The sequence below is a fragment of the Spongiibacter tropicus DSM 19543 genome (assembly GCF_000420325.1).
Lineage (GTDB): Bacteria > Pseudomonadota > Gammaproteobacteria > Pseudomonadales > Spongiibacteraceae > Spongiibacter > Spongiibacter tropicus.
Genome location: NZ_ATUS01000001.1, coordinates 2,206,444 through 2,218,636, shown reverse-complemented (window position 1 = coordinate 2,218,636; position 12,193 = coordinate 2,206,444). Strand labels below are relative to the sequence as shown.

The following is a 12,193-nucleotide window of genomic DNA, read 5'->3' as shown; positions in this document are numbered from 1 at the left end:
AATCCGTATGCGTATCCCCCGCATTTATACCAGCCAAGCCTTGAGTAGCGGCAACGAACTGCAACTGGAAGAACGTGCGGCCCACTACCTCGGTCAGGTACTGCGGATGAAGGTGGGCCGCGAGCTGCGCCTGTTTAACGGCGATGGCTGCGACTATCGTGCGACCGTAACCGCGGCCGGACGCCGGGAGCTGCGCTGCGAAATTCTCGAGGCTGAGCCCACGCTGGACCGGGAGTCACCACTGCGCATCGAACTTGGGGTCGGACTCTCCAAGGGCGATCGCTTCGATTGGGTCGTTCAGAAGGCGACGGAACTGGGAGTGGCGCGCATCGTCCCCCTGTATAGCGAGCGGGTGGATGTAAAGCTGGATGCGCAGCGTGAAGACAAGAAATGGCAGCACTGGCAGCAGGTGATGATCAGTGCCTGCGAACAGTCGGGGCGCAGCCAGCTTGTCGATCTCCTCGCACCACAGCCCCTCGACCAGTGGCTTAGCGACTGCAAGGCCGACTGCAAACTGGTGTTAAGCCCCCATCATGCCGACGCCCACAATAGCTCTGCTCCGGGCAGCATCGCGCTGCTGGTGGGCCCCGAAGGCGGCCTCAGTGAACAGGAAGTGACGGCGAGCCTGGACAAGGGTTTTGCCCCACTGAGACTGGGGCCGAGGATTCTGCGCACCGAAACCGCACCGTTAGCAGCCATCAGTATTTTGCAGTCGCGCTGGGGCGATATGAGCTAGTCCTGCGACTCGGTTTCGCGTTCCGGCGGCCACAGCTCGTTGAGAATACGCTGTTCTACCACATCCACATCGGGAATCAGCAGACGCTGCCCATGAACCTCTACTTCGGCATAGACCGCTTCCAGCGCCTCGTGGCGATCCACAGTATGCACGTCCTGTGTATTCAAGCTGAGTAAGTGCGGCACCGACGCCAGCAGAATCGCATAGTGCGGCAGGCGCTCCGGATTCCTTAAGCCCGTCATAACGGCCACGTGGCGGAGCGGGGGAGCCGCAGGCATCTCGCCATCGCGCAGCCCTTCAAAACACAGCAGAGGAATTTCCTGCTGCCGCCAGCGCAACATCCCCAACAGGCAATCAGAGGCCATCGCAGAACTGAGCTGACGCGCACTGGCCACCTCGGCCACGCAACTGTTGGGCAACAGCAGCGCTCCGCCGCTGATCGGCATAATCAGATTGGCCAGCGAGGTATCGGGCAGAGCCTGGGTCATTCTATTTCCACCTTGGAAAGCACATCGTCAATGGCTTTCAGCAGTTGTATTTCCTGGTAGGGCTTGCCGAGGAAACAATCTACCCCCAGACCCGCCGCGCGCTGCCGGTGCTTCTGCCCGGTCCGCGAGCTGATCATGATAATGGGGATATTCTGCAGGCGTGGATTGCTCTGCATATGTCCAGCCACCTCAAAGCCATCCATCCTCGGCATTTCGATATCCAGCAGCATCACGTCAGGCAGAGGTTCCATTTCCTGTAACTGACTCAACGCCTCCATGCCGTCCCTCGCCAGGGTCACTTTCATTTGCTGCCGCTCCAGCAGACGCGACGTCACCTTGCGAACGGTTACCGAATCATCGACCACCATCACATGCTTGACGAGATGATCGGCGGGCGCCAGCGCCATCGGATCGGCGATATTCAGCATTCGCCGCGCAGCCTCAGCGCGGATGCTGGCCAGCATGTCGAGAATCACCACCACGCTGCCATCGCCCAGCACCGTCGCCCCCGACAAGCCCGGCACCGCTGCAAACTGGGGTCCCAGGGTTTTCACCACCACTTCCTGCGAGCCCATCAACGAGTCGACTTGAACCGCCGTCGGCGGCTCGGCGTTGCGGATCAGCAGTACCGGACGCGGCTCAAGCTGGCCGTCGAGATGCGGCGATTGCACTCCCAGCAACTGCCCCATATAACGCAGATTGTACTGGCGACCGGCGTATTCGAAGTCCGGGCCGCCATCCTCGTAGTACACCTCGAGTTCATAGGGACTGACCCGCACAATCCCTTCGATATTGTTCAGTGGCACGGCGTAGACTTCGCCGCCCACGCTGACCATCAGCGCGCGGTTAACGGATACGGTAAACGGCAGACGAATTTCGAAGCGGCTGCCAACACCGCGCTCGGTGCTGACTTCAATCGAGCCACCGAGCTGTTTGATTTCGCTGTGGACCACATCCATGCCCACGCCGCGACCCGAAATTTGCGTAATGTTGTCGGCGGTACTGAAACCGGCATGGAAGATGAAATCGAGCAGTTGGCGCTCACTGAGCGAGGTATCGGCGTCGACCAGACCCAGGCGTTCAGCCTTGTTCCGCACCGCCTCCAAATCAATACCGGCACCATCATCGCTAATGGTAATGACGACATCCCCGCCTTGGCGGCTGAAGCGCATACTCACTTCGCCTTGGGCCGTTTTGCCCGCCGCCAAACGCTGATCACCGGCCTCGATACCGTGGTCAATCGCGTTGCGGAGCATGTGTTCCAGTGCCGGAATAATGCGCTCCAGCACCCGGCGGTCCATCTCGCCTTCGGCGTTGTAGACCTTGAAGTCCACATCCTTGCCCAGCTCACCACAGAGCTGGCGAACACCGCGACGCAGGCGCGGCACCATCCGCGCAAAGTGCACCATCTGCGAGCGCATCAGGCCTTCCTGAAGCTCAGTGTTGACCCGCGACTGCTGAATCAGCAGGGTTTCCATGTCGCGGCTTTTATCCAGTACGGTGTTGCGCAGATCGACCAGATCAGACGCCGATTCCAGCAGTGCCCGCGACAGTTGCTGAAGCTGCGAGTAGCGGTCGAACTCCAGCGGATCAAAGCCTTCGGCACCCTCGCTTTCCATCTGCTCCTGACGGTGGATGATTTGTGCTTCCGTTTCCATATCCAGCCGCCGCACCTGCTCCTGCAGGCGCTCGACAGTCATTTCCATCTCATCCAGCGAGAAGTGAACATCGTTGACCTGTTCACCCAGGCGACCGCGGGCGATCGAGGTTTCCCCGGCGAGGTTGATCAAGCGCTCCAACAGTTCGGAGGGGACCTTGATCATTTCCTGCGGCGCACGCGGCCCCAGCGGGCGTGCCACGTCCTGTTGCGTTGCTGCGGGCTGGCTGTAATCGGCAAACGGCGCCGGCAGGGTGTCGGTATCTGCGGCAGTCTCCATGGGCAGCTCGTCGCCACCCAGGGCATCCATTGTCGACACGAGTGTGTCCTGCGCCCGCTGCACGCGCTTCAACAAAGCCGGTAAATCCGGCTCACGTGCGGCCAGCGCCTCGGAAATGTCAGTCTCCATCTCGTGACTGAGGTCACCAAGCTGGCTCAGCCCTGTCAGTCGCGCACCACCCTTGAAGGTGTGGAGGAAGCGCAGAATATCGTCGAGGTAAACGGTATTACCAACATCCTCGTTCCAGTTCTGCAAGGCGGTGTCGAGACCATCCAACAGGTCTCTCGCCTCTTCGAGAAAGATCGCCAAAATCTCCGGATCAACGTCATCTTCCTCAAGCTGCGGAAGCGCGTCCGGCACCTCGACATCCATCACCGGCTCAGGCTCTGCGGCTGCGGGCTCGGATAGTTGCAACTCGCCTTCTACCGGCTCTTCCGCTATGGGCGCTGGATCACTGTTGTCACTGCGCAAGCTGCTTTCAAAGTCGCGCAAGGCCTCAAGTAAGTCGGTGTTTTCTCCAGCACTTTGTTCAGCGGCGATCTGGTTGAGATCCTCCATCAACTGATCGGTAGCCCGCTCGACCAGCGCAAGGTAGTCAGGGCTGACAGGATCGCTGACGTGGCTGAACAGGACCTGCAGCGCCTGCGCCATTTCAGCAGTACTCTCACTGCCAATGTCTTCCGCGCGCTGGGCAAATTGCCCCATTGTCGGGGCAAAATCGGCAAACAGCGCCGCATTCACGCCGCCGCTATCATGCAAGCGATCCGCGAGATGTTGCAGGTGATCGCCATAGGTCATCAGGAACTGCGTCAGAACCCCTGGCGCCAACTCCCCCGGCTGAACAGTATTGCTGCTTTCCGCGCGAGCGAGCATGTCGTTCATGGCCTGCTCAACCCGTGACTGAAGCTCTTCTGGCACATCCAGCGACGAGGGCGACTGATGGCGCAGCCGCAGTACCATTTTTCGCGTCGCCGCGAGCACATCACGGATCAGCGTTACCAGCGACTCATCCGCCAGCACCCGCATCGACCGCGCTTCTTTAACCAAGCCCTCGAGCGGCGTGATCAGCTTGGCAACCGGCCACACCTCTGCCATTTTCGATGAGCCCTTGAGCGTATGCAGCGCCCGCTGCAGCTCGTCACTCAGGGCAACGGGATAGCTGTACACGCCGTCAAGGAACTGCTCGACCTGTTTGAGGTGTACCTCTGCCTCACCAATAAATACCGCTGTCAGCTCGTTCTGTTCCGGAGAGACCAGTGGCGCGGTAGTTGGCGTCTGCTCACGGCTGAGTGCCTCGGCCTGCGCAACGATACCGAGCAAGGCATCATCCGCGACAGGCTGGGATTGAGACAGCGCGTCGATCAATGCCGGTAATTCGGCATTCGCCGCTTCTACCACCGCCAGCCGCGCAGCATCCATGGTGAAGTGCCCTTCCACCACTTTATTGAGCATGTTCTCGATGGCCCAGGCGAACTCACCGAACTGCACGGCCCCCGCCATACGCCCGCTGCCTTTAAGGGTGTGATAAGCCCGGCGCACCTCCGCCAGCAAGGCATCGGCGTGCAGTTCATCGGCCAGGCGCGGCAGGACCTCATCCAGGTGCTGCTGCACTTCCCTGGCCTCTTCCAGGAAGATATCCAGTACGTCTGGGTCCAGGCTGTCGATAACCGGGCTGTCGATAGCCGGTGTCGGCGCAAACGGAATATCATCAACGGGCGCACTGTCTACAGGCGGCTCCGCCGTATCGCGGGACGGCAACTGAACAATGTTCTCGGCCGAGGCACCTTGTAATGGGTAGCCGAGCCGAGCAACACAGTCGGCGGCGACCTGCAGCAGGCTGAGGTCCTCACTGCGGCCCCCTTCAGCACTTCGCTCCAGGTAATAATCCACCGAAGTCACCGCATCGGCGAGGGCATCCAGTTGCGCCCAGTCGGGCGTCACTTCGCCGGTCAGCAGACGTTCGGAAATATAGCTTGTCGCCTGCACCAGCAGCGCGGCGGGCTCATCCAGACCGGCGCTGCGCAGCGTCTCGACGGTTGCCGCGAGTTTGTCAGGCAGTGGCTGGAGGTGGTCGGTTCGCCACTGCTCAGCCACATAGCTCATCAACGCTTCCTGCACCTCGGCGAGTACCTCACGCACCTCGGTAATCACCGAGCGTCGCTCGTCGCTGAGCGGCAGCTGCAGCGTCGGCTGAGCATCCTCACCCGACAACTGATCGGCGATGCGAGCCAGCGTTCTGCTCAGTCCGAGGCGCTGACTGGCACTGTGCTGTTCAGCAGCAACGCTCGCTGCACGCAGGGTGTAGAGGTGGGGCGTCAGGCCGAGAATGGCCATGCAGTCACCGAGCTCCGCCAGCCGCTCTCCCTGCCCGGGAATGCGCTGCTCGCCATCCAACTCGGCAGACAAGTCGCGCAGCGCCATAATCAGTCGTTCACGCACGCCCTGACTGAACAGCTTCTGCGACATCACATCGCGGAGTGCCGCGTCATAACCCTGTTGCTGCCAGAGCGCGGGGGATTTATCGCTGCACGCCGCATAGAACACCATGTCGTCGAGAAGACGGCTTCGCGGTACCTGCCCGTCACCACAAAGCAGCGTGATATCGCGCTCCAAGCCCTTGAGGAACTGTCGCAACAGCAGCTCCGACAGCGGCAATTGTTGCTCTAGATGAGCCTCTAATACCGCCGCCGCGGCCTGCCACAGCAATTGTTCTGCGGGATCGGCAATCAGACGCGCGGCGCGGCTGCAAACCTTTTGCAGATAACCGAGATTTTTTTCCGGAGACTCGCCGCGCGCATAGGCCTTGTAGGCGATCTGGTACATCTGCCGCAGCTTGGTCAGCAGTTCTTGTGCGTCACCGCGGGATACCGAGGCGTCGACTGCGGACGAGGGCAGGCGTGCTGTAAACAGCAATCCGGAGGACAGCAGTGTGTCACCTTGCGCGGCGCGCAAGCCGTTGAGAATCAAAATCAGCGGTACAGGGAGTTCATGGCGGGCGCGACGCAGCGCGGCAAAGTAACCCGGCAAGGCTTCCGCCGCCTGCTGGACCGCCTGCGTGAGAGCCTGCTTCTCGGGCTCCAATAAACTGCGATCGGCGGCTCGGCGAACCGTATTTTCCATCTCCTCCAGCAGCATGGCAGCACCGCTGAACTCGATCATCTGCAGACTGCCCCGAGCCTGGTGCAGCTGTCCTGCCAGCACCTCAAGCGTTTCGGGATCGGTCCCGGCATCCGGGCGCGATTGAATAGTGCTTGCACAGTTGAGAACAGTCGCCACGACCTCGTCGCTCAACCATTCCAGTGCGATGTAATCTCGGCGATCGCTCATAGCCATGAACCCGGATTCTATAGGCGGGCCAGAATTCCGGTCTGGCCCGGCTCGCCCGCAGGCGAATTAATTGGGTAACGTGAAGCCCGCTACCGAGCTGCGCAGGTCATCAGTCATATTGGCCAGGTCACCGATGGACTTCGCCGTTTCGGTACTGCCCGCAGAGGTCTGCGAAGTGATTTCCTGAATAATTTTCATCGTTGCGGAAATCTGACCGGCCGAACGCGACTGGTGGGCCGCCGCGTTGGAGATCGTCTCGATCAACTCCGCCAGCTCCTGCGATACGGTTTCGATCTCGGTCAGCGCCGCCCCTGCATCCTGAGCCAGACGCGCACCGCGCACTACCTCGGAGGTCGTCTGCTCCATCGAAATAACCGCTTCATTGGTGTCGGATTGGATGGTTTTTACCAGCGCTTCAATCTGCTTGGTGGCGCCCGATGAGCGTTCCGCAAGACGCTGTACCTCGTCCGCCACCACCGCAAAGCCGCGACCGGCATCACCGGCCATCGACGCCTGAATCGCCGCGTTCAACGCCAGAATATTTGTCTGGTCGGCAATGTCGTTGATGAGCGACACGATATCGCCGATTTCCTGCGTCGATTCACCCAGCCGCTTGATACGTTTGGACGTTTCCTGAATCTGCTCGCGGATATTATCCATACCCTTGATGGTGTTCTGTACCACCTCGGCGCCGGTGTTCGCGATCGCTACCGAGCGCTGCGCTACGGCCGCTGACTCGCGGGCGTTGCTGGATACTTCATCGATACTGGCCGCCATATCGGTAATCGCCGCCGACGCACCGGCAATTTCGCGCGCCTGACTTTCGGAGGCTTCCGCCAGATTCAGGGCGGTGGCCTGAGAGCTCTGCGCTGCCAAGGAAACGTCCTGAGCGGTTTCATTGATCTGCGAAACAAGCACGCGCAACTGGTCGATGGTGTAGTTGATCGAGTCCGCAATGGCGCCAGTAAAATCTTCGGTAACGGTTGCCGAGGTGGTGAGATCACCGTCAGCGAGGTCGGCCAGTTCATCGAGCAATCGCAGAATGGCCGTCTGGTTGCGCTCGTTCGTCTCCGCAGTCGCGCTCAAGCGCCGCTGAGTGCTGCGAATCGAACTCATGCCCAACAGACCCAGTGCAATCACTACCAGACCCACAAAGCCAATTGCCGACACCACCGACAACGGGCGTTCTTCGTCGAGGCGACCGATACGGCTGGAGAGGTTACTGGTCACCTGCATGATTTCCGGCACATTGACGGCGATGGTTGTCGCCGAACCCGCGGATTTCAGCAATTCCGGGGACACCTGGAAAATCTCATCCACCGAGCCGCTGATCATCTGAAAGTCCTGACCAATACGCTGCAATAACTCCCGAGCGCTGGATTCCTTCACCGCATCCACACCGATAGCGCGGTTGCCCGCCAGCATGGCGCGCAGCACAGTGCCAAACTCATTGGCATCCACCGTAAACTGCTCCGCCGCGGCAGTCGCCGCTTCAGTCCCTTCGAGCATGCGATCCACGTTGCGGGCGATACGCTCCAGCAACAGTGACTGGCGCTGGGCAATCGCTACCTGATTCGCCGCAGCACCGCCTTTAAGCATGATGCCCACGACACGCTCGTAGGCTTCCTGTAATTGGGGAATCAACTGGTTGAGATTGGCGGCAACATCGTAGAGAAACAAAATCCGCTCGCGGTTACCCACAATGGTTTCCGCCGCGCTGTCGACCTGCGCCCACAGGCGATTCAGCTCCGCGACATCATTGCCCAGCATGGCCGCAGGCGACGGCAGATCTTTGCTGCCTTCCGCCAGCTCACTGCGAACCGCCGAAAAATTACGCTGAGCACGCGCCAGCGTGTCGAAAGACGCCGCATCCCCCAGCGCCGCCTCACGGGCAGAGTTGGCCAGCTGCTGCGCATACAGACGCATTTCACCGGTCAGCTCCAGATAGCGCTGATCGTAGTTGGCATCGCGAAGAATAACGTAGGTGTTAAAGCCCGCCCCGATAAACCCCACCAGCATCAGCAGTACCAGCACACTGACTCTGCGTCCGGTATTGAGCGTTGCTCCATCTCCCGGTTTTGCTTTCATTTGCCCCGACTCCAGGTAAGACCCGTTTGTTGTAGTAGTTCTGTGCCGCGTTATATCGCGACATCGTAAAAATCTCTGACTTCCATCAGTTTATGTGGACGAAACAGTGCCCACTGTCGGCTGCCCTGCCGATAGCTGCCGCCGACAAAACGCTGCAAGGCGTCCGGCACGTCGGCGGTTTCAGAATAGGCATCCGTTTGAAAATGCTGCATACCGAAAACGTCATCCACCACCAGACCAATGTAGATATCGCCGCGCTCTAACACCATCACCCGTCGCTGATGACGGGCACCGGTAACACTGTTGTCGAGAAAGGCCGACAGGTCCATCAACGGCAGTAAGCGACCCCGCACGTTAGCGACGCCCTTGATCCAGCTTTTTACGCCCGGCAAGCGCGTGGTGGGCGGCTCGCTCATCACTTCCGCGATTTCACCCATCGGCACAACGCAGTACTGATTTCCTACAGCAAAACCTATACCGCTCCACAGGGATTCGCTGCTTTCTTTTGACACGGACAGCTCACCGGCATCGCGGCGGCTGCGTCTGGCGAGATCAACCAGATACTGAAATGCGGGATCGGCTGCCGACATGAATGCGCTTGCCGCCTCAGTTAAGAACAGATTCGATGGTTTTGATCAGCAGCTTACCGTCTACCGGCTTGGTCAGGTAACCCTTGGCGCCTTGACGTTGTCCCCACAGGCGGTCCGTTTCCTGATCCTTGGTAGTCACGATAATGACCGGCACCGCGCTGGTGGCGGGATCGCGACTGAGTTGGCGGGTCGCCTGAAAACCGTTCAGGCCCGGCATCACAATATCCATCAACACCACATCCGGGTGCTCGGCACGCACCATTTCCATGCCCTGCTCGCCACTGTCGGCGGTCAGCACATCGTAGCCGTGCTTGCTTAAGATCTGACGGAGTTTAACGATCTCCGTGGGTGAATCATCGACGATCAGTACTCGTGGCATTGCGTCCCTCTCGCGTTGCACTCCCAGTTATGCACTTGCGCGCGCCGGGATTATCTCTGGCTTTCCAGCCTTCCCTTTGGCGTTATCGTTATTCTTCTACCGCGACGTGTGTCTGAATCGCTTCCAGCAGTTCGTTCTTGCTGAAGGGCTTGGTCAGATACTGGTCGGAGCCAACGATACGGCCTTTCGCTTTATCGAACAAGCCGTCCTTACTGGACAGCATGATCACCGGTGTGTCTTTGAATTCACTGTTGTTTTTGATCAGTGCACAGGTCTGATAACCGTCCAGACGCGGCATCATAATATCGACAAAAATGATGTCCGGCTTACTGTCGGCGATCTTGGCCAGGGCATCGAAACCATCGATGGCGGTGACTACCGTGCACCCGGCTTTGGCCAACAGCGTTTCTGTTGTGCGCCGAATCGTCTTACTGTCATCGATGATCATGACCTTTAGGTCTGAAAAATTGACGTCCATACACTCTCTAACCCTATGCTGACGGGATTCCCGGCGGAATCGATCTGGCGCCGATTCCCTCGGGGGCATTTTTTGTACCACGTAAAGGCAGCGGCCGCCACGCCCTTAGGGTGTAGACGTTTATCAAGGCAGCTGCCAGTGAGTCACTGTACCCCCACTCGCGGAAAATTGCCCGCGACATTGAGAATACGGTATTTTAGCGGCGCAGTGGTGTCGCCACCGCCCGACTCCGGAACCGCGCTATCATCGCAAGGCGACTGTAGGTCGTCCTGCGCTTCGTAGGGGGTTTGGGAGCTGTCTCACAAATTTGTCACAGGTGATGCAATGACAATTCGGCTAGGCGTGGTCATGGACCCCATCGAGCAGATCAACTACAAAAAGGACTCCACCCTCGCCATGCTGTGGGCGGCCGGAGACCGGGGCTGGCATATCGATTATATGACCCTGCCCGACCTTTATCTGGATGCCGGTAAAGCCCGCGCTCGCGTTCGTCAGGTGACCGCCTTCCGCGACCCGGAAAACTTCTACGAACTGGGCGAAGAGCGCGATATCGACATGGGGGAGCTCGATGTCGTGCTGATGCGCAAAGACCCGCCGTTCGACAATGAGTTTCTCTACGCCACCCATATTCTCGATCAGGCACAGCGTCAGGGCGCCTGGGTGGTCAACCGGCCACAGTCCCTGCGCGACTGCAACGAAAAGCTGTTTGCACTGCAGTTTCCCCAGTGCATTCCTACGCTGATTGTCAGCCGGGACCCGGTGCGCCTGCGCGCCTTCCACCGCGAACATCAAGACGTCGTGATGAAACCGCTGGACGGCATGGGCGGCAGCTCCATTTTCCGACTTCGCCCCGACGACGCCAATGTCTCGGTAATTATCGAAACCCTGACCAACCACGGCCAGACCACGATCATGGCGCAGAAATACCTGCCGGAAATTGTCGATGGCGACAAACGCATTCTGCTGATCGATGGTGAACCGGTAGATTACTGTCTGGCACGGGTACCTGCCGTGGGCGAAAGCCGGGGCAACCTGGCCGCCGGAGGGACGGGGCGCGCGCAGCCACTCACCGACCGGGACCGCTGGATTGCCGAGCAGGTCGGTCCGGTCGCCAGGGAAAAGGGCCTGATGTTTGTCGGCCTGGATGTCATCGGGGACTCGCTGACGGAAATCAACGTCACCAGTCCGACTTGCATCCGTGAAATCGACACCCAGTTTGGCACCGATATTGCCGGCTCGCTGATGGATGCCATCGCCCGCAAGTTACCCGAGATGCCCTACCGCCAATGAGTGCTGTATTGCCGCCCAACGCCGATGCACCCAACCCTGAGCGCTTCGGTTTCATCATCTGCTTTGCGGCGGCATTGCATGCGGCGGTGATCCTCGGCATCACCTTCAGCGTGGGCGACATCGACGTTAAACTGCCCAGCCTTGAAGTGACCCTCGCGCAATACCAGAGCAAAAATGCGCCGGATAACGCCGATTACATTGCGCAGTACGACCAACAGGGCAGCGGCACGCTGGAGGAGAAAGCGGAGCTGAGCAGCCGGGTAGAAAGCGCTTTTCATGACAATACGGCGCCCACTGAGCAGGTCCTCAAACAGGCTCGAGCCAGCCAGGCCAGCAATGCACGTCCCGTACTGAGCACCCAGAGCGACAGCAGCCAGCAGCTTGCGTTCAATAACAGCGCAGAATCCCGCCCCGAACAGCGCCTCAACGGCAGCGACGACGTGGATGCCCTGAGTAACAACATCGCGGCACTGGAAGCCCAGCTCGATACGCTCAATCAGGCTTATGCCAGTATGCCTCGCCCCAAATTCATCACCTCGGTGGCCACCCGCGGCTCGCCGGATGCACTTTATCTCGACCGCTGGGAAGCCCACGTAGAGCAGGTCGGCAACCTCCACTATCCCGCCGAAGCGCGGCGGCTTGGTCTGGTGGGCGAGTTGCGTCTGCTACTGATGCTTCATCCCGATGGCCGCATCGACGAAGTGCGCATTATGCGCAGCTCCGGCCACCCGGAACTGGACCGGGCCGCCAATCGTATTGTGCGCCTTGCTGCACCCTACGAGGCGATTCCAGACGACGTGCTGGATGGCAAGAATCGCCTTGGCATCGTGCGCACCTGGCGCTTTGAGCGCGATGCCCTGCGCGCCAGTGGCCGCTAGTT

At 59.7% G+C, this 12,193-nt stretch carries 9 protein-coding genes; 3 read left to right on the top strand and 6 right to left on the bottom strand.

Going from position 1 to position 12,193, the window contains the following annotated elements; all coding sequences use genetic code 11:
* Positions 1–7 precede the first annotated feature (7 nt).
* Positions 8–736 (top strand): 16S rRNA (uracil(1498)-N(3))-methyltransferase, encoded by a 729-nt coding sequence (locus G411_RS0110375; RefSeq protein ID WP_022959137.1) that lies wholly within the window; start codon positions 8–10, stop codon positions 734–736.
* Here G411_RS0110375 and G411_RS21455 read toward each other — a convergent pair.
* The 6 genes from G411_RS21455 to pilG form a co-directional block, all read right to left on the bottom strand.
* Positions 733–1,224, bottom strand: a complete 492-nt coding sequence (locus G411_RS21455) for a chemotaxis protein CheW (RefSeq protein ID WP_022959136.1) — start codon at positions 1,222–1,224, stop codon at positions 733–735. The two genes, G411_RS0110375 and G411_RS21455, sit on opposite strands and share 4 nt — an antisense overlap.
* On the bottom strand, positions 1,221–6,488 hold the full coding sequence (locus G411_RS20075) for a hybrid sensor histidine kinase/response regulator (RefSeq protein WP_022959135.1): 5,268 nt from the start codon (positions 6,486–6,488) through the stop codon (positions 1,221–1,223). Before G411_RS20075 ends, G411_RS21455 begins: the two co-directional genes overlap by 4 nt.
* Positions 6,489–6,554: 66 nt before the next feature.
* Entirely contained in the window at positions 6,555–8,576 is a 2,022-nt protein-coding gene (locus tag G411_RS0110360; protein ID WP_022959134.1) for a methyl-accepting chemotaxis protein, read from the bottom strand.
* 50 nt (positions 8,577–8,626) lie between these two features.
* Positions 8,627–9,166, bottom strand: a complete 540-nt coding sequence (locus tag G411_RS0110355; protein ID WP_022959133.1) for a chemotaxis protein CheW — start codon at positions 9,164–9,166, stop codon at positions 8,627–8,629.
* Positions 9,167–9,182: 16 nt separating this feature from the next.
* Entirely contained in the window at positions 9,183–9,545 is a 363-nt protein-coding gene (pilH, locus tag G411_RS0110350; protein WP_022959132.1) for a twitching motility response regulator PilH, read from the bottom strand.
* 88 nt (positions 9,546–9,633) lie between these two features.
* The gene (gene pilG, locus G411_RS0110345) at positions 9,634–10,023 is read right to left on the bottom strand and encodes a twitching motility response regulator PilG (protein WP_022959131.1); all 390 of its coding nucleotides are present in this window, start codon (positions 10,021–10,023) and stop codon (positions 9,634–9,636) included.
* 324 nt (positions 10,024–10,347) lie between these two features.
* On the opposite strand from pilG, the gene gshB reads away from it, so the two are divergent.
* Together gshB and G411_RS0110335 are read left to right on the top strand one after the other, a co-directional pair.
* Entirely contained in the window at positions 10,348–11,313 is a 966-nt protein-coding gene (gene gshB / locus G411_RS0110340) for a glutathione synthase (protein WP_028968335.1), read from the top strand.
* Entirely contained in the window at positions 11,310–12,191 is an 882-nt protein-coding gene (locus tag G411_RS0110335; protein ID WP_022959129.1) for an energy transducer TonB, read from the top strand. The genes gshB and G411_RS0110335 overlap by 4 nt, the downstream gene beginning before the upstream one ends.
* Positions 12,192–12,193: the final 2 nt, after the last annotated feature.